The organism is Paenibacillus farraposensis, from assembly GCF_020736845.1.
Classification (GTDB): Bacteria; Bacillota; Bacilli; order Paenibacillales; family Paenibacillaceae; genus Paenibacillus; species Paenibacillus farraposensis.
Map to the genome: position 1 here is coordinate 334,956 of NZ_JAFFQR010000105.1, position 24,292 is coordinate 359,247.

Consider the following 24,292-nt stretch of genomic DNA (forward strand, 5'->3'; position numbering starts at 1 on the left):
CGTGATCAACGGGGAATTGCCTTAAGGCGAAAGGTAGAGCTGGCAAAATCACCTGCCAGATCCGAAACCACAAGCCCGATTCGCATGAGACGGTCACCTCCAAAGGTTTCGCCGCCAAACGCTATACGGAAAGGGGACGCGCCGTTTGCCGGCAGGGGATTGCCCATATGGCCGGCCGTGTTGCCTGTTGCACCAGTTTCAATGATATACTTTTTCTCCGCGTCAAGTCCTCTAAGCGTTAATCTCCGTATGGGTCCGTTCGGCTCAGCCAGCACGCGGAAGTAAGCGACAAAAGCTTCGGACTGATCCTCGCTAACAAACATCCAGGCCGTATCGCCCCGGCCCTCAAACGGGCTCTGAAGCCGATACATATCTCCCTGCTGTACAAGGGAGCGAATTTCCTTGTACTGGGCAATTTGTTTGGCAGCGAGCTCCTTTTCTTCTTTTGTAAATGCAGTAAGGTCAAGCTCATAACCAAAGTTGCCGCTCATGGCAACGTCGCCGCGAATAGCAAGGGAGGTGATTCGTTTCACCTGATGGTTCGGCACACTTGATACGTGTGCACCCATAGTGCTGGCCGGATACACGATGCTTGTTCCATACTGAATAGCCAATCTTTCAATCGCATCGGTATCGTCACTGGTCCATGTTTGTGGCATATAGTAGAGCATTCCGGGATCGAACCGTCCGCCGCCGCCGGAGCAGCTTTCGAACAAGATGTCAGGAAACCGGGAGACCAGACGTTCCAGCAGATTGTAAAGACCAAGCATATAACGGTGTGCGGTTTCCTTTTGCCGTTCGCCAGGAGCTGTCGCCGAAGCAATCTCTGTCATATTACGGTTCATATCCCACTTGACATAAGTAATTGGAGCAAGCGAGAAAACGGAGCTAAGCGTATCGTACAAGTAATTGCAAACTTCCTTGCGGGAGAGATCAAGCACCAACTGGGATCGGCCTTCCGTCCGCCGTCGGCCTTCGGCATGCAGACACCAATCGGGATGCTTGCGGTATAATTCACTATCAGGAGATACCATTTCCGGCTCTACCCACAAGCCGAACTTCAATCCTTGTTGATTCACCCGTTTGGCCAGATCGGCAAGACCTCCAGGCAGCTTGCGGCGGTCCTCAAACCAGTCCCCAAGCGAATTGTCATCGTTGTCGCGTTTGCCAAACCAACCGTCATCCAGCACAAAGAGCTCGATACCAAGCGGTCCCGCTTCCTTGGCAATCGCTTCGATTTTATCGGCGTCGAAGTCGAAATAAGTGGCTTCCCAATTGTTTACGAGAATAGGGCGCTCTTTGTCACGGTAAACGCCCCGGCACAGACGTGTACGATAGAGTCGATGATAGGTGCGCGACATGCCTCCAAGACCTTCTCCGGAGTAGACCAGTACGGCTTCAGGAGTCTGGAATGATTGCTCCGGTTCAAGCCGCCATGAGAAATCAAACGGATTGATTCCGATACTTACTCGAGTCTGGTCGAACTGTTCTACTTCCGCCTGTGCGACGAAATTGCTGCTGTAAACCAGACTGAAGCCGTACACATCTCCGCGATCTTCACTCGCATCAGAACGAAGCAGTGCCAGAAATGGATTCATCTGGTGACTGCTCGAGCCCCGGCGGCTTTCCAGCCGAATAGCACCCGGTCCGAGTTCGCGGCGCTGAATATGCCTTTCCCGCACCCAGGCCCCGGACAGGTAGAGAGCTTGATAGTTGGAATCTGCGAAATCGACAGAAGCACTCATCGCTTGCTCAATATTTATGACAGCGCTTCCTTTATGCTCAAAAAGGGTAGACCGGACAATAGCGCTGTGATTCGCAAATACAGTATAGAGCAGTGTAACCTTAAGTCTCGAGTATTGGTCTTCAAGGATCAAAAACAGGGTTGCCGCTTCATCATCCGATTCGGTATAGACGGCAGGAAGTCCTTCGAGCTTGGGTTTACCTGGTTCAATGCGGTAGCCGCTATATTTTAGCTCCGTGATCCGGCTTCCGTCCGCAAGTGCAACCTGATAGGCCGGCTGACGAAAGTCGCTTGTTCCATACTGTGGATATTCCTGGGGAAGCGTGTCGAGAGAAATCGTGCGGTTGGATGGAACGGGATTGGGAGAGAAGGAGCAGCGCTCTCTGAACTCTAGTACATTGGCCAGGTTTTCGTCATGTTGAAGCTGAGCTCCCCAGTAGACATGTGCAGGATATCCTTCTACAAGCTGGATTATATAGCTGCAATCCTTGGACTGCAGGTGGAACAAGCCAAGCGTCCCGTTTACATGAATGTTCATGATATTCACTCCTTGGGGGTTCATCGTATGGATTGTTTTACGTAATGTTACTCGTTTGCGCGCGAGCTCTCCCGTATGACAAGCTTAGTCCCGATCACGCTATGGGCAGGTGGTTCGCGTCCCTCAAACCGTTCAGCGAGCAGTTGAACGGCGGCCTTGCCCATCTGTTCAGGGTAGGCGCGTACCGTGGTAAGCGGAGGCTGTACGAAAGCCGCCATCTCAATATCGTCAAAGCCAACGACAGCCATTCCCTCCGGCACCTGGACCCCATGTCCATGAAGGGCACGGAGAGCTCCAATGGCGAGCGGGTCGCTTGCAGCGAAACAGGCCGTCGGCCGCTCCTGCCCGGTAAGGAGCTCGGACATCATCCGATATCCATCCGCGGTACTCCAAGCACCTATCCGAACAAATTGAGGATTGTACAACCCCCGTTCTCGCATGAACCGTTCAAAGTAATGCGCCCGCCGTTCTCCGTCGCTTTTGCCGCCGATAAACCCGATTTGTCGGTGGCCAAGCTCGAACAGATGCCCAAGCGCCTGATCAACAGCTTGCCGAAAATGAACGCGAACAGAATCGTATTCGAGCTGTTCATGGTACTGGTCGACAAGGACAATCGTGTTCTTGTCGGGATGCAGCTTGATCAGCTCTTCAGGCTCCACGCCGCCCACAACAATCAGACCGTCCGTCTTCTGCAAGGTAGTGATGGAAGAACGTCCTCGCAAAGTCTGACCCAGCGTCAGGCCAAGCTCTTCACAGCGCAGTTCGATTCCACGGCGGATCGAGGCATAATATGGATCATCCCGTTCCTCTTCAATAGAACACCAGAGCAGGAGAGAGACCGTTTTCCCGGCACGTTCTGTGTTCTGCTTTAATTGTCTTAACCGGGAAGGCTTGTACCCAAGCTGTTTAGCAATCGAAAAAATTCGGTTCTTGGTGTCCGGGCTCACGGACAGAGACAGATCATTATTTAAAACCCTTGAAACGGTTGCAGCAGACACACCCGCTTCGCGGGCAATGTCCTTAATGGTTGCCAAAGAGCTCACACCTTTTAGTTAATAATTTTACTAAAATTCGATTTCATACTAGCACATCCGGATGATCTTTTCAAGACACAGGTAGAACGGGCATGACGGTTGGTTTCTGCCGTTTAATGATAAAAAAGCAATTGAATCAGCGGAGTTTTTCACGATCATGATGAATAATTTGTTCAATGGTGCTGAAAGAAGTAGCTGAGCGGAAAAAGGCGACTCCTGCTCAAATTGCGCTCGCTTGAGTGCTTGGCCAAAAATCGTGATTGTTCCGATTCCGGGTACAACAGCTGAGTCGTCTGGAAGAAAACCTCGGAGCGGCTCATGTGGAGTTGACACTGGAAGATTTGCGAGCGATTGAGTCCGCAGCTTCGAAAATTATACTGGTGGGGGATCGCTATCCGGAAGAGCTGGAAAAAAGAGTCCGGAATTGGGACTGCAGATGGGCTTGTGTTCTCACACCATCTCCGGTTGGAGCCCTGCCAGGCAACCAAGAGAACACACTGGGTATCGGGTTGCCGATAGGTACTAAGGTTTGAGAAAGATTCAAGATTTCAGAGAAAAGGAAATACCATCAGACGAGAAACTAAATAATTAGTCGCCTTTTGAATTTCGACAACTGGTTACCTAAACTTGAAAGGTGTCTTTAACCTTGTCTCACAAACCTAGGTCAGTCCCGTTCCCTACGGGAAGAAACACATTTTTCCCGAAATTTAGGAAGTAAAATCTCACTTCGGGGAATTATTCATAAATACACAAAATAATGAAGAAATTGCGAAAGAAACAAACAGTTCTATTGACCCTATTCCGGTTTTAAGGAAGTGTATTACAATTATTTACAGTAGATAATTTATTTTATTGTGTTGTAAATCCAAAATTGGAAATATGAAAGAGGGTAATCTGGACAAATTACCGATATAACACCAAGTAAAAACCAGATTTGAATTGCAGATGTATGGAAAGCTGAGGAGAGATGGAAATGAAATCCCATGTAAAAAAGTCAATCTGCTCATTGTTAGCATTGGCAACAGCGTTGCCGATCATAATGCTAACAGTGCCAGCGCCCGTTCAGGTGTCAGCGGCAAGCGATGTAACCGTTGATTTATCAGCCGAAAAGCAAGTCATTCGCGGTTTTGGAGGCATGAACCATTCAGGTTGGGCTGGAGATTTGACACCGGCTCAAAGGGAAACCGCTTTTGGCAATGGCAACAATCAGTTAGGGCTTACTGTACTAAGAATTCCTATTGACGAAAATAAAAATAATTGGAAAAGGGAAGTAGCAACAGCAAAAAAGGCGATTGAAAACGGCGCCATCGTGTTTGCTACGCCGTGGAATCCTCCAAGTGACATGGTTGAGAGCTTCACGCTCGGAACAAACTCAGGTACTGGCACTACATATGAAGCGGAAACAGGTACCACAACTAATGCAAAAGTGGAGCGTACGAATTCGGGCTACACCGGTACCGGATATGTCAAGTTTCAAAATACAACCAATTCTGCTGTCCAATTCAATACAATTCCCATTGGCAGTACAGGAATGAAAAATCTGAAAATTCGCTATGCCCTGCTAAATGGAACAAGCAAGCTGGACGTCTATGTGAACGGGGCGAGAGCACAGAGCAATGTTCCTTTTGAAGCTACCGGCAGTTGGAGCACTTGGGGCGAAAAATCAATCCAGGTATCGATGGCTAATGGAACCAACACGTTGAAATTGGTCACGACAGGGACAGAGACCCCGATTATTGATAACATCAATATTACTGCTTATGTTGAGTCCAAAACGGCAAAACGCCTCAGATACGATAAGTATGATGCTTATGCCAAGTATTTAAATGAATTCGACTCCTTTATGAAAAACAATGGTGTAAATCTATATGCTATTTCTGTTCAAAACGAGCCAGATTATGCACATGATTGGACATGGTGGTCTGCCGATGAAATTCTTCGCTTTATGAAAGAAAATGCTGGCTCTATCAATAACCGAGTAATGGCACCGGAATCATTTTCTTATGTCAAAGCAATGTCAGACAAGATATTGAATGATCCACAGGCCCTTGCAAATATGGATATTCTGGGAGCGCATACTTATGGTACGAGATTCAGCGATTTCTCTTATCCGCTGTTCAAGCAAAAAGGAGCTGGCAAAGAGCTCTGGATGACAGAAGTCTACTATCCGAACAGTGAAGCCAACTCAGCAGATCGCTGGCCTGAGGCACTGGATGTCTCCTATCACATTCACAATGCGGTGGTAGAGGGAGACTTCCAGGCATACGTATGGTGGTACATCCGCAGACAATACAGCCCGATGAATGAAGACAGTACAATCAGTAAACGTGGTTATAATATGGCTCACTTCTCGAAATTTGTTCGTCCTGGATATGTAAGAGTAGATGCAACGAAGAACCCTGCTGCCAACATTTACACCTCTGCCTATAAAGGTGACAACAAGGTCGTCATTGTGGCAATCAACAAAAGTGCTTCCCCAGTAAGCCAAAACTTTACACTGAAAAACGGAACAGCATCCACAGTCTCCTCCTGGGTAACAGATGGAACCAGAAATCTGGCAGCCGGACCAAAAATGAATGTGACAGGCAGTTCCTTTACGGCTCAGCTTCCTGCGCAAAGTGTAACTACTTTTGTAGCTGAATTAGGCAAGAATAACAATATCGTCAATACCAATGCCGGTACCTCTTATGAAGCTGAGAAGGATACCACGTTGGTTAACTCCGTAGTAGAGAGCACTTATTCGGAAAATAATAATTTTCAATTTGTTAACTTTAACACCATGTCCGATGCATCCATTCAGTGGAACAGCATTAACTGTGCTTTTACAGGCTCCAAAAATGTGAAATTCAGATATGCGCTGGACAAAGGTACACGATACCTGGATGTGTATGTGAATGGAGCAAAAGTAATGAGCGATGCGCCTTTCGAAGCCGTTGGTAGTTGGGGAACCTGGGGTGAAACTACAGTCCAGCTACCATTCAAGAGTGGAGTCAATACCTTAAAAGTAGTAACTACGGGTACTGAAGGACCTAATATTGATAAAATCACTGTATCAGCCCAATAACCTAATATAAGCAAAAGCTATAAAGAATGAACTGTACCCTGTCAATCAGACACGAGAAGAACCATGTCTACTTGGCGGGGTATTTTCATTGGTTTTTCTGACTCAAGGAAGATAAATTGATGTGGAAGAAATGTAGTTTGTTTTTATTAGTTCTAGCAGCTGTGTGAAGTTGCATTTCTGGATTGTCTGTGTCTGCCGCCAGTTCTACAATTGCCAAGCAAATAGGAAATTCTAACCCATTTATAGACCATCATTTAGGATCGGATTCCTTTGCACTGACTTAATAACGGAAGTGTCTACAAGGAAAGCTCACAATCATGTTTTTACAAATTCACTAGCAATGTATTTGGAATATTTTGATATCCAAGGTATATTATGGTTTTATAGAAACACACAGAAAAAATATGTTCTCAGTTTAATTATCTAGGGCCTGTACGCAAATTGTACAACTCGTAAAAATCTAGTAAAATAAGGAACATGAGACAAAGATACGAGTTAACGGATGAAGAATGGAATATACTTGAACCGCTGTTGCCCCCAGCCCGGAAAAAACAAGGAGGACGTCCGCCTAAGGATCGGCGTCAGATGCTGAATGCAGTGCTTTGGGTGGCTCGAACCAGAGCACCCTGGCGCGATTTGCCGAGTCACTATGGCCCATGGTCTTCCGCCTACAGTTTTTTCTGGCGGATGCAAAAAGCAGGCATTTGGGATGAGATTCTGAAGCATGTCGCCATGGAACCGGATGGGGAGCAAGTCATGGTCGATGCCACCATCGTCCGCGCCCATCAACATGGAGCGGGCGCAATGTAACAACAAGTTTATACCTTTCAAGAAGAATGATACCAGAAACATGGAGTTCAGAATATTAGGCTTATTCCAACAATAGTTATATAAGAAAAGGGGTAAACTTGTTGTCACTGTACATTTGAAGCTTATACCGGATTCTCTGGACTGCATACCAACCTTGGAACTGACCGTATGCTCCTCCATAAGAGAGCTTCTGGCCACGGAGTTGATTATCAGGGCATCATCCATTCGTCAATATACGCAACTATCAAAAATCCGTTGAACGTAGACCCATAAGGAGGATCACGATATGTCTAATCGTCTTCGCATCGGAATGGTAGGCTACAAATTTATGGGCAAGGCTCACAGCAACGCTTACCGTAGCCTACCCATGTTCTTTCCAGATGCCCCGCTACAGCCAGAGATGTCCGTTATCTGTGGACGCAACGAACAGGGGGTTCAGGCGGCTGCCCGTCAGTTCGGGTGGGCCGAGTGTGTTACAAATTGGCGTGATCTAGTGAAACGCACCGATATTGATCTGATTGACATTAACGCCCCGAGCAATGCCCATAAGGAAATTGTCGTTGAAGCTGCACTCCATGGCAAGCATCTGTTTTGTGAGAAACCGCTTGCACTCTCGCTAGCGGATTCTCGTGAAATGCTGGAGGTAGCAGAGAAAGCGGGAGTCAGACATATGATCGGCTTCAACTACCGTTTTTCTCCGGCTGTACAGCTGGCGAAGCAGTTGGTTGAGAGCGGTCGCCTGGGGAAGATCTATCATTTTCGTGCCTTTTTCCTTCAAGACTGGATCATGGACCCGTCCTTCCCTCTGGTATGGAGGCTGCAAAAAGAAGTGGCAGGTTCTGGCTCTCATGGTGATCTTGGTGCCCATTTGATTGATCTCGCCCGATTCCTGGTCGGCGAGTTCCATGAAGTGATTGGCATGAGTGAGACGTTCATCAAACAGCGCCCGCTGGCTTTAGAGATGAGTGGACTGAGCTCCAAGCGGAGCAGCGAAGCAAATGCACCCATGGGAGATGTGACAGTCGATGATGCCACGCTGTTCCTGGCACGCTTCGTCGGAGGCGCACTGGGCAGCTTCGAGGCCACACGGTTTGCTGCCGGACATCGAAGCACAAATTCATTCGAGATTAACGGTAGTTTAGGCAGTGTGCGGTTTGACTTTGAACGGATGAACGAACTGGAAGTGTATTTTACACAAGATGAGGAGGACGTCCAGGGTTTTCGCCGCGTGCTCGCCACCGATCCGGCACACAAGTACTCTGGAGCCTGGTGGCCTGCGGGACATACAATTGGATTCGAGCATACCTTCACCCACGAGATGCTTGAGATGTTGAGTGCCATCTCCGAAGGACGGCAACCTTCGCCAAACTTCCACGATGGTGTCGCTTGTCAGGTTGTGCTTGAAGCGGTAGAACGATCCATAGAGGAACGCCGCTGGGTATCCATTGAAGAAATGTAGTATAACAATACATTCTGAAAGGTGAGTGGATTACAGATGCGCAAGGCACTGATTGTATGGGGTGGATGGAACGGACATGAGCCGGAGCAGGTAGCGGCCATTTTTGAACGTATTTTGAAGGAAGAGCGGTTCGAGGTAGAGGTATCTAATAGCCTTGAAGCCTACCAGGATGCGGAGAAACTGTTGAACCTGGACCTCATTGTTCCAATGTGGACTATGGGACAGATTGAGCAGGAACTGGTCAATAATGTCTCAGCAGCGGTTCAAAGCGGCGTAGGTCTGGCAGGCTGCCATGGTGGTATGTGCGATGCTTTCCGGAACAACGTGGATTGGCAGTTCATGACAGGCGGGCAATGGGTAGCACATCCCGGCAATGACGGAGTGGAATACATGGTAAACATGAAACGCGGCTCCAGCCCGTTGCTGGAACATATTGAGGATTTTCAAATCAAAAGCGAGCAGTATTACCTCCACGTAGACCCGGCAGTTGAAGTACTGGCAACCACACGCTTCCCAGTTGTACCTGGACCGCATTCAGCCAATGGACCGGTGGATATGCCCGTTGTATGGACGAAACGGTGGGGGAATGGCCATGTTTTTTATAATTCGCTGGGACATCACGCGGATATTATAGATATGCCTCAAGTGACGGAGATGATGCACAGCGGATTCCTGTGGGCTGCGGCAGGGAAACAGGCAGTGACCACCCGTAGAAGCTCCATGGCAGAGGCATATACAGGCATGGCGGACAGCCAGCAGCGGTAGTAAGGTATCCAATTCAATAAAGGAATGCCATTATCCATTTTTCTGAAAGTGAAGGGAGACCGGGTATGAACAAAATGAAGGTAGGCATTATTGGATGTGGAAAAATCAGTGGAATTTACATGGAAAATTGCCATCGTTTCGACATACTGGAGCTGTCCGCAGTAGCGGATCTGGACCAAAGTCGGGCAGAGGAACAGGCGGTAGCATACAATGTTCCGAATGTATATTCGGTAGGTGAGATTTTGGCTGATCCGGAGATTGAACTCATCATTAATTTGACTATTCCGGCCGTTCATGCGGACGTATGTTTTAGAGTCCTTGAGGCAGGCAAGCATGTCTATGTGGAGAAGCCACTGGCCGTCACCCGAGAGCAGGGCAAGGCTGTTTTGGATCTTGCTCGTCAAAAGGGACTGCTTGTCGGTTGTGCACCGGAAACCTTTTTTGGTTCGGGTATACAGACGTCATTAAAGCTGATTGAGGACGGAGTCATTGGGAATCCGGTAGCCGCTACGGCTTTTATGATGAGTCGTGGACATGAGCATTGGCATCCTGATCCTGAATTTTATTATGCTTTTGGCGGCGGACCCATGTTTGATATGGGCCCATATTATTTGACGGCGTTGGTTCAATTGCTGGGACCGATTTCCACCATCTCCGGCATGACAAGCAAGGCGAGGAACCAACGAACGATTATGAGCGAGAAAAAGAGAGGTCAAACCATTCCAGTCGATATTCCAACCCATGTGGCCGGATTGCTGCGCTTCGAGCAGGGGGCTGTTGGTACCCTAATTACCAGCTTTGACATCTTTGGTGGAAGCGCTCTCCCACCGATCGAGGTATATGGTACTCATGGTACGCTGCAGGTGCCTGACCCGAATACATTCGGCGGACCAGTTCGCTACAGGCTGCTAGGCGAGCAAAGTTGGACAGAGGTACCGTTGCTATCGGGCTACCAGGAGAATACAAGGGGCAGCGGTGTTGCCGATATGGCGTACGCTGTTCGCAGCGGACGCCCTCATCGCGCTAGCGGTGAGCTGGCCTACCATGTGCTGGAGGCGATGTGGGGTTTCCACGATTCCTCCGATCAGCAGACCTTCTATTCGATGCAGAGCACATGCCTGCGCCCGGCGGCTTTACCTGAAAACCTGCCTTTGTATACGTTAGATGCGTAAACTCATGCCATCTTGATGCTGATTGAATGTTCTTCTCTCTTATAAAGAAGACTCTAGTTCCGCTGTGACCGGGGTACTGGAGTCTTTTCTAAAACATCACATCCAATTTAACTGGAAACTGATTCAGCAAGGAATCGAAAACGGGGAATTCAAGGCAGATCACGTGGAGCAGCTTGCCGTTATAATCGAAAGCACTATTATTGGTCTTAGCCGGCTGTCAAGCGGACTAGACAGGGGCGCATTGCTGCTGCTGTATGTTTAATATTTTTCAAGTTTTTGTTCCGATCTATACAACAGTCAGTTTGAACATACATCCTAAAAGTAACAGTTTCTATTTTTAAAAAAGGAAATTAGCCATTAACAGCATATCAGGGTACAATAAAAAGTGTCTGGATGATCGCCACAAAAAGCGTCCAGACACTTTTTTTTCAGCATACGTCCAAGAGGTAAACGATCGCATGGCTGTGATACTAGCTCACATTTCCATTGGTCATTAATTGAGTAGTGTTTCGATTGTTCCTTGTCTTTAGTCAGATCCGTCTATACTAAGGGCATAGCAACACATATTTATATAAATAAAGGAGGACAAAAGATGATAAAGAAGAGAATGGAATGGGAGGAAGGGAACTGGATTAATTCACCTCTATATGCACGGAAAGAAGGAGATTTCCTTAAGGTTGCGCCTGAAAAGGGAAGAGACTTCTGGAAAAAAACTTTATATGGTTTTGAATTTGAGGACGGATCCGCTTTATTGTCGGATTGGAATAACAAATCGGCGGTGGAGGTGTCGTTTCAACTGGCATCATTTACGGAACTTTATGATCAAGCAGGTATTTTGTTGTATCAGGGGCCGGAGCAATGGATTAAAGCAGGAATTGAAATCAATGACGGCATTCCCCAACTTTCCACAGTCGTAACCGATGGCTATTCTGACTGGTCGCTCGCAGCTGTGCCGGAGTGGGTCGGTAAAGAAGTCACCCTGCGCGCCTCCATCATCAAGGATGCTGTGATTATCCGCGCACGGACGGAGCATCACGCATGGCGAACGATTCGTGTGGCGCGTTTCCCACACACCAGCGGAAATCAGGCTGGTCCCTATACCTGTTCGCCAACCAGAGAGGGCTTTGAGGTTACCTTTACTCGCTGGCACTTTACAGAGCGGGATCAAGACCTTCATAGTGACCCCCCGGTGGAATAAACGAATAGACAGCGCCAAAGGATAACTAGATACTTTGTGTGTTTTATCCGGCTATCTTTATCACACCTTCGTTCCTGAATTCGAAGTGAGCCGGGTATTTATTGAGGTAAAAGCCGGAACTAATGAGAATGGCGAGAGCGGGAAGTCACTACTTGACAGAATAAGATACATACTTAGAAAATTTCGCTTACGTCATCTCTAAGTTCATTTTTTTCCGTAGCAGACATGAGGTTGAAAAATAATTGAAAAGCTGAGAAGCGGGGAATAGACTGGTACTTGTTCGATTCAACAAAACCGATGCGATGTAAAGCACGCCTCTTAGAGTACACACAGGGTAGTGTAAATGACATACTCCAGTGTGTATTCCAAGGGGCATTAATATTGTATAACTCCTCATTCATTTTAAAGATCTGGCGGTTTAATTTTTGTTTATAAAGAAGATATGCCTCCCGGCACATTACGACCTTTGCTCGTGACAGACAGCTATTCCTCGAATGGCAAGCTCTCTTTAATCGCCCACAGGTCATCATAGCTGAAAATACAGTGATCCGCTCTGGACAAATCCTGCTGGCCCGAGCCTGGGTTGTGCAAACCGATGCAGCGCATGCCTGCACTCTTGGCTGCATGAACACCGTTCCGTGAATCCTCAATCACAATGCAGTGGGCCGGCGCTTGGCCAAGCAGTTCGGTGGCATGTAGGAAGATGTCCGGTGCCGGTTTGCCTTGGGGTACCTCTTCTCCGGAGATTCGAATATCAAAGTAACGGTCAAGTCCTGTTTTTTCCATAATGAGATCAATTAGCGACCGCGGGGAGGAAGAGGCCACCGCAATCGGAATCCCTTTTTCCTGCAGCCAGTCCAGCCATCGTTCCAGTCCATCGATTGCCACAAGGCCCTCATGTGATGTTATGGTCTGCATTACATTTTTCCGGTGATAGGAAAGCGCCTCTTCCAATGTACAAGTAAGTTGATGTCTGTCCATCACTTGACGCCACATGGATTCGAGTGTCACTCCTACATAGGTGTGGTGCTCTTCTTCCGTCATGGGCGCACCAAAATGGGCAAAGGAGCTGCGCTCAACCTCAAAATAAATCGGTTCGCTGTCTACCAACACCCCGTCCATATCGAAGATAACCGCCTTGATCGGAACGGACGCTGAAATATCTTCTGTGCATTCATGGTTCGTCTGTGAAACATGATGAATGCTCGTCATGTCCATTCTCCCCCCCTTGTAAGTATCCGGATTTTAGTTGCATGAGCCATTCGATTGCAATACAACCTTGATTGCCTGTGAAGAAGGCTGAAGTGTCCGCTCATTGATGTTGCATCCAAGCGTCATAAAGGCTTCACGGTAGTCATCCAGCGGATACGAGTGAGTAATGATTTTTTTAGCGGGAATGATCTGCTGCTCAATCAGGTAATGCGCTGTGGAGAATGTACCCAGGGAGTCAATCGAGCCGATAATTTTAAGGCTGCGGTCAACTACCTCTTTCGGATTCAACGAGCTTGTCCCATCTCTTAGCCCCACTAGCATCAAATATCCGCCACTCGCAAGCTGGCTTAGTACCTGGGTGCCGACCACGCCTGTGGTATCCACAATCATGTCTACCTGATCTTTTAACGGTGCGAGTTCATGTATGGCCGATTCCAGTGTGGAGTGTACAGACCATCGTTCAGGGGCAACGGAATGCGCTATGGCTAGTCGTTGCTCCGAGATGTCGACAAGGCAGCCAGTTACGCCTTTTGACGCAAGAGCATAGCTGTACAGAATCCCGATCGGACCTGCACCCAGAATAACGGTTGTAAAATTGGGCAGCAGGTGAACTTGGTTGATTCCGGTCAGCATGCAACTCAGCGGTTCGGTGAGCGTTGCCTCTTCGTAGCTGATATGGTCCTTCAGCTTGTACAGGAAACGGTCCTCGGTCACATAATAATCGGTGAATGTACCGTCAGCGCTGACTCCGGTCTCCGTTACGGATTTGTATGTGCAATGGTTCTGTCTTCCTGTCCGACACATTTCGCATTGGCCGCAGTAGTATGTTGGGTCAATCACCACCCGATCCCCAGGCTGCAGTGAACTGACGGCTGATCCAACAGCGATCACTTCCCCCGCTGATTCGTGGCCCAAGATAGTGGACGGCACGGCATGATATTTGCCACTGATGATGCCTAAATCCGTACCGCAAACGCCTGTCGCCCGGATCCGGACGAGTACATCGTTATCTTTTTTAATCTCCGGGATAGGTCTTTCCTCAAGGGCTACATCCCAAGCTGATTTGTATACCAGTGCAAGCATGAATAAGTCCTCCTTTTTGCCTATTGGCAGATAGTTAGTGAAGGGTAGTCAGAACCGCGTCAAGCCGTTTAACAATTTCGACAATCTCATCTTCTGTAGCCGTGAGAGAAGGTCTCACTTTGACCACATTGCCATAACCGTAACGGGAACCTCTAAGAATTAATTGCTGTTCGTCAAATGCACGATTGATAATCACATTGCTTTTTACTGCATCCGGGGCATCGTTCTCGTCTACAATTTCTAGTCCCCACATCAGTCCGACGCCACGAGCCTCACCAATGCAATCGTGTTTGTCGGCCATCTCCGTCAGCAGGGATCCGAGCAGGTTTCCTTTGGACCGGACGGCTTCCAGAAATCCGGGCTCGGTTACAACCTCCAGCGTGGATTTGGCTGCCGTGACCGAGATCAGATTGCTGCCCGAGGTAAAGGAATGCTCGTGCTTCTCCAGGACATCGAGACGAGACTGCATCAAGACCGCCGCAACCGGGACACCAATGCCGCCCAGACCTTTGGCGAGAGTAATAATATCCGGTCGGATGTCAAACAGCTCACTTGCGAACATGTAGCCTGTCCGCCCAATCCCGGTCTGTACTTCATCAGCAATTAGAATCATTCTGTGCTTGTCACATAGCTGACGGAGGCGCTTGAAATATCCTTCTGGTGGGATGATATTACCTCCATTGCCCAGAATGGGTTCAATAATCATGCAGGCTACGGAGCCTGAGCTTGCATATTCAATGGCGTTCGATATGGCTTCAATACAATGATGGCCACACTTGTCTGGTGAAGAATTAAAGGGGCAGCGATAGCAGTAGGGAGCAGGCACATGCAGAGAATTTGCCGCAGTTGAGTTAGGAAAATTCTTGCGACGAAAGGCATTACCGGAAATGCCTGTTGCGAACTGGGTCTGTCCATGATGTGACAGATGCAGACTGATTATATCAGTTGCTCCGGTGTATTTCTGGGCCAGTTTCACAGCACATTCGTTCGCTGTGGAGCCGGTAATATCTCTCATCCATCCGGCGTCGATGCCGTTCGGGGCATACTGGACTAGATGATCTAGGACTTCTTCGACATAAGGCTCTGTAAAGGATGAAGACATGTGGGCAAGATCGGCGACTTGCTCCTGTACTTTACTGACGACATGAGGGTGGTTATAACCGAGCGACAGGTTGAAGGTCCCGGATACGCCATCCAAATACTCCTTACCCGAATCGTCAATCAGAGTAATGCCTTTTCCATATCTGAAACGTTCTTTGGTCAACGTATGCACGATACTTCCCCTCCATATCAGAATGTTCATTCTTATTAAGTCATTATTATTTAGTATACCGCCCTATTACAGCATAACGCTGCTGAACTCACCTCCCCAAAATTAGAACTTACCTTCCTTGCCCTCATGGACAAGGGAGCACAATCTGGTGCTTCTTCGATTTCACAGATATAAGAGATACCCGCAGCAACAGAATCAGCTCGAAAAGCAAAAATGCGATAGGCCTCACCTCCCCTAAGAACTAAAACAATATCATCCTTCCTTGCCCTGTTGGACAAGGGAGTCAACTACTCGGCTACCCCGATTATTCCACAGATGCGTAAGAATAAGCGCCAGCAGCAAAATCAGAGTAAACCCTCCTAAAATCCAGAGACTAGCCGTCACTGGCCATTCGCTCATGCTCCAGCCTATTACATATTGAAGCACCGAGCCGCCAATACCGCCCGACGCAATCAGGATACTGGTCGTCCGCTCGGTCATTCCCGGAATCAGCACGTTGGCATAGACGAGCGCGATACAGAAGAGTCCAGACATGAATATACCTGTACCAAAAATTAGAAGGTATGTAGCCCATTGGTTGGATATAAATACCATGGCAACTAAGAAACAGAAAGTGCCGATTGCACTCCATAGCAGGAAAGGAATATATCCTGCAGACTCTGCAATCCTTCCTGAGAACATACGACCAATGATCATTGCAATCCAAAGCACGCTGACACCCAGCGAGGCTACGGATCCCTGAAGCTGTAGCATCTCTGTCAGAATAGAAGGTAGGAAGTTCATGAGCCCCAGTTCAAGACCCATATAAACAAAGAAGAATATAATGAAGATTCCTAGCAATACACGATGTTGGCCTGCGTAACGGGCTTTTTCAACTGAACGTTCAGTAGTTCGGATGTCTGCTTGGGTAAGGTGAGAGGAGGCGGAAGCAGGCATGGTAAGCCAAAATAGCACTAGGATAAAAGTGAGAAGGGCGATGGTGTAAAAGATTAGATTCCACATTCCAAGCCAGATATACAGGCTTACGATCGCTGGAATAAGCAGTGCGCCAAGTGCAAAATAGACATCCAGCTTAGACATGGCTACGGCTTTTTGCTCTTCCGTGAACTCAATGGTAAACGCTCCGATGGACGACTCAATGATGCCTGAGCCGAAGCCCACCCAGATGACCATTACGATGATCCAATTCCACGAGGGTAGTACACCCAGGATAGTGCACGCTGCCACGATACTGCCCAGGGCAATGGATAGCATAGACTTGCGACCCATGTGCAGAGCCATGAAGGGGCTGAGCAGAACCCCGACAAGAAACCCGAAAAACTGCAGGAACAGCAGTAATCCACCATCACTGTACCCGCGTCCATAGTGAGGCAGTAAAGTCGGCAGTAATGGCCCAAGTACCACGCTAGTGATGCCGATTAACAGATAGAAAGCACAACTTAAAGCGAATAGTCTCTTCAAGGCCTGTCCCTCCAGTAGGTCATTTTTTTTATATGAGTAGTATATATATTTTTGTATATGTTTATGATACCTTTCGGCTGATTCTCTGCAAAGAAAGCTATTCTCGTAGAAGGAGACTCCGGGGAACTAGTAATTCAGAAAGTCATATATGCGCTTGAATTCAGGTAAGCTTCCAATTCAAGATGAGATCGATGTTATTTCTGTTCATTTTTTTTAAAGACTGTATCAAGTATTTCGTAAGAAAAGAGGGAAATTTTGTGTCATTGGTCAAGATGAAGGAGAGCTCTCAACCAGTTTTATAATTAAATAAAATTCCATTTTTGTTTATTATAGTATAAAAGACATAAGTATGATAAAATGTGCGCGCGACAGTACATGGAGCTAAACAAATTAATGTTCCAAATTAGATTAAAATAGAATTGATGTTACAAAAAAAAGTATTTCTAGAAGTTCATATTCACAAAATCCGTATTTTGTACATATGTTAATATCAGTACTATAAAACAGGACAAATAAAAACACGCCCTATCTCGGACGTGTCTTATCAAGGGGAAATCTCTAAGGTGTACTAAATAATATACCCACTTGTTATATAGATTACAGTACATAATTACCAAAAAGTTCAAAGAAACTCCTAAAACTTATAAAGTGTTACTCTGAATCTACTATATTGAAATAGCCTTCTATTTCATGGTCTATTCCTAAAAAGTTAGCTCCAACAGCAAAAAAAGCCCTTTTACAATTGAAATGTGTTTATCTACATATTCTCTTTCCCAAATACAAGCCACAGTTTCAAAGGTTACCTTCCCCTTTTCTCTGAAAATATTCTCTGTTTTCTGGTCCGCTCGATTTCTGAGTCGGTTGATCATTTTTCTTGTAGCTATAAAAGGTTTATTTAGATCGATTGGTTTCTTTTTATTTAATTATCCATTTTAATTGGAAAAATGGTAAATTATATTATCTTGATTTAATATATAGTTTTGTACATAATAGATTTGTGTCATAAATGCCAAAAAAAGGAGGATAGTGTTTTTTTATGTAATTGCAACAACAAAAATTTGAGGGAGATGAATGGATTTGAAGTTCAAGAGCATATGCTCGTTGGCTGTTGTAAGTATGCTTTCATTCACGTTACATACATAGATCAAACGGGCAAAGTGTTTGTAAACAAGGAAAGTTTAAGGAAGGAAGTTATTCCCCTAGAACCGGTAAGTCAGGTTACATACAAGGGTTCGGAGCCTTCCCTCCCATCCGCAAGTCTGGTTACGTACCAAAAATCGGGATCTTCCAGCCTGTCCGTAACTCAGAATACTTATAAAGATTCAACGGGACAAATTTATATTTTTCCTGTATTACAACCTAAACCGGATTGTATGGTAGGAAATCATTCAATATCTACACCAATGGACTTTAGCACTAACGCTGCAAGTTTCCCCGTATGCCGGGACCTGAGAAATGGGGCATATCGTGGAGTATATTCACATATAGGATATGCATGGGCAACGACCCGAATTCATCTACCGAGTAAAAAAGAAATTTACGAGAATCCGTCTAAATACACTAGTAGTACAGGATACGTCTATATGGGCGGTTGGGGAAATACGAATAATGCTGTAGATGCAGGTTTACAGCATAGCCCAAAGTTTAATGACTGGGCCCCCTTCTTGCTGATCGAGGGTAATGGTGGTCGCTTAACGTTTACCCCAAGATTTGAAGGAGATCAGGACATTCAAATGAAATTTTATGTTCCATCTGATGGTGTTGTTGCTTTAGTTATTTCTGGTCATGATATTAGCGGTACGAAAGTTACAAAAACCTTCACCGGGCCAGCTCCAGGTTGGACTTCTACTGGTAACGGTAACCTCATAAAACGAATGACAAGTATGGCCCAAATTCAAGATCACGAGAATTACAGAGATGGTTCCTACATCAAAAATGTTGCTTGGTATGGTTCTTAGTTCAGAAGATAATATTCCATGGCGAGGTTCCCAAACCTATGGATTTTGTTCATCCCCACGAAATAAAGTGTTTATAGATTTCGTTCATGCAGGAAGAGAAACGATTGATAATATCTTAGAATAAATTTTATCGGAGGGGCTTTACCTCTCCTTTTAAGGAGGAAACTTATGGAAAAGATGCTGTTCAAGATTTTGATTTTAAGTGTGATGATTTTTTGCTTTTCTCAAGAAGTTCTTACTGGAAAATTATCAGCTGAGAGTATAGCTCCTAGCACGACAATTCTAAAAATTAATAACTATTATGTTTTATTTACGACGCCCCAAGCCCCTTATATTGATAAGAACAACCGCTTCATGGTACCTTTGCGATCTATTAACGATTTATTGGGGGGGCACACGTCGTATGACCCGGCTTCCAAAACGGCTACTATACAGTTTGGTTCGCATCAGGTTAAGTTCAAAATAAACTCAACAGAGATTGTTACGGATTCAAGTACGTCCATGATGGATACCTTTCCAGTGCTTAATAAAAATGCAATGTTTGTTCCTTTGGGGGTGCTTACGACGCAACTAATAATACATCAGGAGTGGGATCAACAAAATAAACTGTACTCTCTTTCGGGGAAGGAATTAATGAAGACACCTATGATGGAGAACGTTGAGGATTTGGATAAAGTACCGGTAGACAATGAGAATGCTTTCCATTTGTTATCGTACAAATTAACCTTGGAGAAGGAAAAGGTTAATTTAACTTTCACAGCTAAAAATATAACGGGCAAGAAACTTGATGAGGGTATTGAAGACTTAAATACCACTTTTATTTTTAATAATGGTAGCACAGCAATTGAAGATCGAAATCGTAAACGGCCAAGTATAGAAAAGGATGAAATCGTTACACGTAGTAAGGACATACCATACCCAGGCACAATCGAAAATAAAAAAATCATAAGGGAGAAACTGGAGTATATCCTTTTTAAGGGAAGAACTCTTAAACGATAAGCTGATATACCAGACGATATCGTTTTTCTTGTAAGAGATACATAGTAATGGGTAAGAATACAGTTAAGTATGATCAAACACTACGCCGTACTTGGCTTGGTGTCGAATCAGCAAAAACCAAAAAGCCCCTGATCCGCATATCTCACGGATCAGGGGCTTCAACAAATATCTCAAAACCTATTGAATCTACTGGCAAAACACACGGTTTTCGTTATCGGGGCTGGAGTTCGTTGAACTAACGTATCCGTTAGTTGAAGGATACACCGTTACATTTGAAGCCTTTATCGAACCTAACATTCATGTTGGAATTAATGCGATAAGAAGATCTCTTTCGCAACTTTAATAGCATTCAGCACTTTAGGAAATCCCGTATATGGGGAACAGTGTAACAATGCCTCAATAGCTTCTTGTCTTGTTAACCCTACACGAATTGCAGCATTGAGATGTACATGCAACTGCGGCTCGCATCCACCTTGAGCAGTTAAGGCTCCTAATGTTACGAGTTGACGTAGTTTGGGATTTAATCCTGGGCGGCTATAGACTTCACCGAAAGTAAATTCGATGATTTGTTCAGCTAGTAGAGGAGCAATATCAGCAAGGGAATCAACAACCGCTTCGCCATGTTTGCCGTCGATTTCCTGAAGTTTTGCCAAGCCTCTTTCTCGTCGTTCTTCTACATTTTGTAGTAGCTCGTCCTCGATATTTACTTCGATATTTTGTTCAGCAAAAAGTTGTTTTGCAACACCAACAGCATTTAAAACACGAGGAAAACCACAAAACGGAATACAATGGGTTGCAATTTCTATAATTTCGTTCGGCGTAATCCCAACTTTTAAGCCGAAGTTCATGTGCCATTTGAGTTGATTTGGAGTATCACCTAATGAGATTAACGCAGAGATTGCGATCATTTCTCTTTGTTGATAGGTTAGTACGGGATTACTAAAAAGTTGCCCGAAAAATTCAATAATGTATCTACTGATGTGCGGGGATACATCACTTAAACCATTAATGACTTCCTGAATACCTGCTTCATTAGTTTCTTGAAATAGTTTTTTTCCAATTTCATATGGTGAGTTCATTGCTCAACAGCTACCTCCAGTTGCGGGTTCTCTAATTCCCATTGACGGTAAATCTCTATTTTTTCGTTAATGACTTTATAATGTTCTTGAAGCCTCTCGATCTGTTCCGCTAACTTGTTCTTATGGACTTCCAACAGAATTCTCCTTTCTTTGGTCGTAGCGGAACCTTGTCTTCTCAAGTCAGCGATCTGTTGCATTTGTCGAATGGTCATTCCTGTTGAAGCCTTACCAAAAAACGAATCCATGCTAAATCGTTTGCAGAATATTGGCGGCGACCGTTCGAACCCCTCTCTATTGCATGAATCAGACCGTTTTTTTCGTAGTAGCGCAAGGTGTATGCAGTGATGCCGGTAAGGTTGGAAATGTCTTGGATGCTTAAATATTTGTCCATAGTCACATCTTACATCTTAGAGCGCACTCTAAGTCAATAGTGACACGCTAAAACGATGCAAAGAAGCTTCTGTCAGCTTCGCTGGTACTACCCCTAGAAGGCACAAATAAGCCATGTTTAAGAAAGTTGTGTCACCGTATCCTTCAACGGGTCAAACTTCGTGTCATTTTAATATCCAAACTTATCCATATTATTAACTGCAGTTCTCATTTCTTCATCAGACAAAAATGTATAGATCATGGTTGTTTAGTATAGACGAATGCCCTAACTGATTCTTTCACTCATTGACTGCTGGACTAGGTCGTTATAAAGAAGCTTTGTATCATTCCCCTCTTCAACAGTTAATCGAAACACTTTTTCACTTAATCAATCTACTTTTTTTACCTCTAAATTTTTATCGAATATCATAGCTTTTTGTTCTTTCCTTTCAAAAATAGGCCAATCTAAACTATTTTCATGATTAGGTGTGCCGTTTTTAATAAAGCTAAGGAAATACTCCTGAATTTGGTTGGATAAACTCTGTGCTTCTTCGCGATTGACACCCTCAAGCATCGGAGCGTTTTCCCACTTATCGAAATTCCCAAAAACAAATGGTAAATCCATACAATGACAAGCTAAAATGTAAGGTTTAGGTGATTGATAGTTGAAATTAAATACATAAGTGTTACTATCAACATCATTTAAATCAGTCATCAAATCATAGGTTGGAAACTTAAAAAGAGCATTTGAACTTGACTCCACTATTTCCAAATAGTTATCTTCGTGTTTCAAGCTAGTATGATGGAGAAATGCTGCATTTTCTTCAGCTGTTAATCCCGCCATAACATTTACTTTACTACCAGAGATTCGAACTGCTTCACTAATAATATTCCCTTTTAATAATATGCCGTCTATAATGGGGAAAAAGGTAGTGGGGATAAGCTCCTGTGTTCTGCGTTGTATTTCTTTTGCTACTTCTCCTTGTGCAGCTAATATTTGTTCAACAGGCACATCAACAAGCTTATCTTTATCCCTTTCGTCAATGCTTAGATTTTCTAATATTAAATGAGACAATTCAATTGATTCATTTTTATTAAGAGGATTAACGCCACCAGGCAAACTAAATAAAGCTGTACGATTAAACATTCCCTTTACTTCTTCACATGCCATTAATGCAACAGAATACCACGCACCTGCTGATTGTCCAGCTACAGTGATTTGGTCGGGATCTCCGCCAAAACATTCAATGTTTTTCCTTACCCAATACAAAGCAGCAATTAAATCTTTTAATGCTAAGTTGCCTTCAGATATACCAGGTAAAAATAGATTACCTAAAGTGCCTAGTCGGTAATTCACTGTAACGACTACGACATCGCCGTTTGCAGCCAGTTGACTACCGTTGTACCATGGTAAAGAACCCCCTCCTGTCAAAAAGCCTCCTCCATGAATCCAAAAAACAACAGGTCGTTTTTCATCTGTACCTTTTGTCCATATGTTCAAACGGAAAGCATCCTCGCTCTGATTATGTTCTTCTTTCTTTGTCCCCATGACAGAAGCAAGACGATTGTTTAGTTGAGGAAAAATTGGCCCTGGTTTTGTTGCATCCCGTATTCCATTCCATTTCAGAGGTTCCCCAACTTTCATAAATCTACCTTTATCAGCACCATAGGGAATATCATAAAATGCTAAAGTTCCTTTTTCTTCAGTTCCAACCAACTTACCTTGTTCACAGTCAGCCCTCAATTTATTATTTTCCATTTGAAAATTCTCCTTTTTTGATTATCTTGTGGCTATTCCGTTCATAAAATGGCGTATTAAACCATTAACGAAGTTTGTATCTATATTTTCCCTATACATAAAAATCTTTAAATATATCGGACTAAATAACATATCTAAGGCTATGTCTAAATCAATTTCAGATTGAATGATTCCTGCATGAATACCCATCTCCAGAATACTTTTTGCTTCCAATCTTCTTGGTTCAAAAAAATGAACATGGAATTTCTTTAAAAGATCCTCGTTTTCTACGATTGCTGAAATCAAAGCTCTTCCTAACGTACTATCAAGAACTCTAGAGAGTTCAATGATTACTTGGCGAAAATTTTCTTCTACTGATAATAATGGATTAAATTTTACACTTAAATCTGTAACATCTAAATAAATGCTTAATAATAGTTCCTCCTTATTTTTCCACCACCTATATATTGTTGCCTTGCTAGCTCCTGCATCTTTTGCAATCCCTTCAATCGTTAGGTTCGCAAAACTGGAATGTTCAAGTAACTTAATAGTTGAGCTTATAATGGCTGCCTTAGATGATTCATTCCTTGGTTTTCCAACTGAGCGTTTACCCTCTTTGGTATGTGTGTTCATTTCTATCTCCTTTCATAATCAATTATAAAACGAAACGTATCGTTTCTAAACAAATTATAAACACCTATACATCAGCAGCACAAATATCTTGGAGGATGCCACCAGGATATTTTGGACAAATTGATTCCAATTTATTGATTAAAAAAACAGCACATACCTATTCATAAAGTCTTTGGTTACGCCTACTCTCAATAACTCCAACCAATATATCCGCCAGCAACCATGATTCCACTTCCATAGCAAGATGATGAAACACAGCGAAATCATGGTGCTTGCCCTCTTTGATTCGGCCCTCAGCTCCCGCGCTACGTGGGTTGCGTGAGACAAACGTCGGGAACGTAGAACGCCTTGGCCGGGGCGCTCTTACCCGGCCGTAAACACTTTAGATTGACATGAGTAGCATGGGCCTGTTTCCTTACTCTTGTCCTTCTTGCTCTAGTGCTCATTGATCGAGAATCCAGCCTTCAGGGCTCGAAACTCGAAGCGCCTCATGAAAAAAGGATGCTCCTGGATTGCTCCAAAAACACCCTTCTTCTTTATTTTACTCCTATACTACAACTGGCTTGACGACAGGCTACTGTATACACATCGTTAGTATGGGGTCCTCACAATTACCCCCAGAGAATAATACCAGTATCGCCGCCCGAATTGCTTCAAGAATCTTACGGTTTGCCGGGTGGTTCGGATTATCTATTACGCCTTC

The 24,292-nt window shown here is 44.9% G+C and carries 20 protein-coding genes and 4 pseudogenes; 13 read left to right on the forward strand and 11 right to left on the reverse strand.

Translation table 11 applies throughout. The features are described from left to right. Nucleotides 1-5: 5 nt before the first annotated feature. Nucleotides 6-2,282: an alpha-galactosidase gene (locus JO375_RS18050; RefSeq protein ID WP_229525756.1), complete on the reverse strand. Its 2,277-nt coding sequence runs from the start codon at nt 2,280-2,282 to the stop codon at nt 6-8. Between the two features lie 47 nt (nt 2,283-2,329). After that, nucleotides 2,330-3,316, reverse strand: a complete 987-nt coding sequence (locus JO375_RS18055) for a LacI family DNA-binding transcriptional regulator (RefSeq protein ID WP_229525757.1) — start codon at nt 3,314-3,316, stop codon at nt 2,330-2,332. Between the two features lie 260 nt (nt 3,317-3,576). Here JO375_RS18055 and JO375_RS18060 point away from each other — a divergent pair, with 260 nt between their 5' ends. The 11 genes and pseudogenes from JO375_RS18060 to JO375_RS18115 all read left to right on the forward strand — a co-directional run bounded on the left by JO375_RS18060 (nt 3,577) and on the right by JO375_RS18115 (nt 11,784). After that, on the forward strand, nt 3,577-3,849 hold the full coding sequence (locus JO375_RS18060) for a hypothetical protein (protein WP_229525758.1): 273 nt from the start codon (nt 3,577-3,579) through the stop codon (nt 3,847-3,849). A gap of 440 nt (nt 3,850-4,289) precedes the next feature. Continuing rightward, nucleotides 4,290-4,673: pseudogene (locus tag JO375_RS18065) on the forward strand (carbohydrate-binding protein); the annotation flags it as partial. Then, nucleotides 4,659-5,951: pseudogene (locus tag JO375_RS18075) on the forward strand (carbohydrate-binding protein); the annotation flags it as partial. The pseudogenes JO375_RS18065 and JO375_RS18075, both read left to right, overlap by 15 nt. 108 nt (nt 5,952-6,059) lie before the next feature. Beyond that, nucleotides 6,060-6,380 (forward strand): annotated as a pseudogene (locus JO375_RS18080) (carbohydrate-binding protein); the annotation flags it as partial. Between the two features lie 173 nt (nt 6,381-6,553). After that, a pseudogene (locus tag JO375_RS25125) lies at nt 6,554-6,722 on the forward strand (arabinoxylan arabinofuranohydrolase); the annotation flags it as partial. A gap of 135 nt (nt 6,723-6,857) precedes the next feature. Beyond that, a complete protein-coding gene (locus tag JO375_RS18090; RefSeq protein WP_229525759.1) occupies nt 6,858-7,190 on the forward strand; it encodes an IS5 family transposase in 333 nt (110 codons plus the stop codon). Between the two features lie 286 nt (nt 7,191-7,476). Beyond that, nucleotides 7,477-8,649, forward strand: coding sequence for a Gfo/Idh/MocA family protein (locus tag JO375_RS18095; protein ID WP_229525760.1), 1,173 nt, complete (start codon nt 7,477-7,479; stop codon nt 8,647-8,649). 36 nt (nt 8,650-8,685) lie between these two features. Further along, nucleotides 8,686-9,414, forward strand: a complete 729-nt coding sequence (locus JO375_RS18100; protein ID WP_229525834.1) for a ThuA domain-containing protein — start codon at nt 8,686-8,688, stop codon at nt 9,412-9,414. A 65-nt stretch (nt 9,415-9,479) separates the two neighbouring features. Then, complete coding sequence (locus JO375_RS18105) at nt 9,480-10,586, forward strand: Gfo/Idh/MocA family protein (protein ID WP_229525761.1); 1,107 nt, start codon at nt 9,480-9,482, stop codon at nt 10,584-10,586. 64 nt (nt 10,587-10,650) lie between these two features. Beyond that, nucleotides 10,651-10,848 (forward strand): TetR family transcriptional regulator C-terminal domain-containing protein, encoded by a 198-nt coding sequence (locus JO375_RS18110; RefSeq protein WP_229525762.1) that lies wholly within the window; start codon nt 10,651-10,653, stop codon nt 10,846-10,848. Between the two features lie 330 nt (nt 10,849-11,178). Next, a complete protein-coding gene (locus JO375_RS18115; RefSeq protein ID WP_229525763.1) occupies nt 11,179-11,784 on the forward strand; it encodes a DUF1349 domain-containing protein in 606 nt (201 codons plus the stop codon). Between the two features lie 483 nt (nt 11,785-12,267). Here JO375_RS18115 and JO375_RS18120 read toward each other — a convergent pair whose 3' ends face one another. The 4 genes from JO375_RS18120 to JO375_RS18135 all read right to left on the reverse strand — a co-directional run bounded on the left by JO375_RS18120 (nt 12,268) and on the right by JO375_RS18135 (nt 16,813). Further along, nucleotides 12,268-12,996 (reverse strand): HAD family hydrolase, encoded by a 729-nt coding sequence (locus tag JO375_RS18120; protein WP_229525835.1) that lies wholly within the window; start codon nt 12,994-12,996, stop codon nt 12,268-12,270. Between the two features lie 33 nt (nt 12,997-13,029). Then, on the reverse strand, nt 13,030-14,079 hold the full coding sequence (locus JO375_RS18125) for a zinc-dependent alcohol dehydrogenase (RefSeq protein WP_229525764.1): 1,050 nt from the start codon (nt 14,077-14,079) through the stop codon (nt 13,030-13,032). A gap of 34 nt (nt 14,080-14,113) precedes the next feature. Continuing rightward, a complete protein-coding gene (locus tag JO375_RS18130; protein ID WP_377530951.1) occupies nt 14,114-15,382 on the reverse strand; it encodes an aspartate aminotransferase family protein in 1,269 nt (422 codons plus the stop codon). 222 nt (nt 15,383-15,604) lie between these two features. Then, a complete protein-coding gene (locus JO375_RS18135) occupies nt 15,605-16,813 on the reverse strand; it encodes an MFS transporter (protein ID WP_229525766.1) in 1,209 nt (402 codons plus the stop codon). A 1,067-nt stretch (nt 16,814-17,880) separates the two neighbouring features. Between JO375_RS18135 and JO375_RS18140 the strand changes: the two genes are divergently transcribed. Further along, the gene (locus tag JO375_RS18140) at nt 17,881-18,771 is read left to right on the forward strand and encodes a hypothetical protein (RefSeq protein WP_229525767.1); all 891 of its coding nucleotides are present in this window, start codon (nt 17,881-17,883) and stop codon (nt 18,769-18,771) included. 168 nt (nt 18,772-18,939) lie between these two features. Beyond that, nucleotides 18,940-19,770, forward strand: coding sequence for a copper amine oxidase N-terminal domain-containing protein (locus JO375_RS18145; protein WP_229525768.1), 831 nt, complete (start codon nt 18,940-18,942; stop codon nt 19,768-19,770). Between the two features lie 308 nt (nt 19,771-20,078). Here the strand turns inward: JO375_RS18145 and JO375_RS24845 are convergent, their stop codons facing one another. The 5 genes from JO375_RS24845 to JO375_RS18170 all read right to left on the reverse strand — a co-directional run bounded on the left by JO375_RS24845 (nt 20,079) and on the right by JO375_RS18170 (nt 23,589). Then, nucleotides 20,079-20,849 carry a carboxymuconolactone decarboxylase family protein gene (locus JO375_RS24845; RefSeq protein WP_322098753.1) on the reverse strand — a complete coding sequence of 257 codons (771 nt, stop codon included), beginning with the start codon at nt 20,847-20,849 and terminating at the stop codon, nt 20,079-20,081. Further along, complete coding sequence (locus JO375_RS18160; RefSeq protein ID WP_229525769.1) at nt 20,846-21,028, reverse strand: MerR family transcriptional regulator; 183 nt, start codon at nt 21,026-21,028, stop codon at nt 20,846-20,848. Before JO375_RS18160 ends, JO375_RS24845 begins: the two co-directional genes overlap by 4 nt. Nucleotides 21,029-21,057: 29 nt before the next feature. After that, a complete protein-coding gene (locus tag JO375_RS25130; RefSeq protein WP_377570637.1) occupies nt 21,058-21,240 on the reverse strand; it encodes a MerR family transcriptional regulator in 183 nt (60 codons plus the stop codon). A 366-nt stretch (nt 21,241-21,606) separates the two neighbouring features. Then, the gene (locus tag JO375_RS18165; protein WP_229525770.1) at nt 21,607-22,977 is read right to left on the reverse strand and encodes a carboxylesterase family protein; all 1,371 of its coding nucleotides are present in this window, start codon (nt 22,975-22,977) and stop codon (nt 21,607-21,609) included. A gap of 21 nt (nt 22,978-22,998) precedes the next feature. Then, nucleotides 22,999-23,589, reverse strand: coding sequence for a TetR/AcrR family transcriptional regulator (locus JO375_RS18170; RefSeq protein ID WP_229525771.1), 591 nt, complete (start codon nt 23,587-23,589; stop codon nt 22,999-23,001). Nucleotides 23,590-24,292: the final 703 nt, after the last annotated feature.